Source organism: Streptomyces sp. rh34, assembly GCF_002551245.1.
Taxonomy (GTDB): domain Bacteria; phylum Actinomycetota; class Actinomycetes; order Streptomycetales; family Streptomycetaceae; genus Streptomyces.
The window spans coordinates 1-637 of record NZ_NTGZ01000580.1 but is presented as its reverse complement, the minus strand read 5'-3'; the positions used below and the strand labels follow the sequence as shown (position 1 = coordinate 637).

Below are 637 nucleotides of genomic sequence, written 5' to 3'. Positions count from 1 at the left end.
AGATGTGTATAAGAGACAGACGTACGCCTGAGCGGCAGCCGGATCGAGGCCGTCGGCACCGCGGGCAGCCTCACCGCGCGCGGCCCCCGCCTCGACCTCCGCGGCTACCTCCTGCTCCCCGCCCCGGCCGAACCCCACGCCCACAGCGACACCGCCCTCACCGCCGACAGCGCGGGCCCCGGCAGCCCCGGCCCCGCCTCCCACCGTGCCGAGGACATCCAGCGCCGCGCCACCGAGGCCGCACTCCTCCAGCTCGGCCACGGCGCCACGGCGCTGCGCACCCACGTCCGCGTCGGCGACGTCCAGGGCCTCGCCCCGCTCGAAGCCGTCCTGCAGTCCCGGCGCGCCCTGCGCGGCATCGTCGACGTCATGCCCGTCGCGGTCCCCCGGCTCCTCACCGGCGTCGCCGGGGCGGACAGCCTCGCGATGCTCCGGGACGCGGTGAAGATGGGCGCGGCCGCAGTCGGCGGCTGCCCCGACCTCGACCCCGACCCGACGGGCTACACCGAGGCCGTCCTGGAGATCGCCGCCGAGCACGGTTGCCCCGTGGACCTGCACACCGACGGCGACGACCCCGCCCGCCTGGCCCGGCTCGCCGCGATGGCCGCCGGCCTGCGCCCCGGCGTCACCCTGGGCC

At 77.7% G+C, this 637-nt stretch carries 1 pseudogene; it reads left to right on the top strand.

The annotated features are described in order from the left end of the window. Positions 1-18 precede the first annotated feature (18 nt). A pseudogene (locus CR470_RS38310) lies at positions 19-637 on the top strand (hydrolase); the annotation flags it as partial.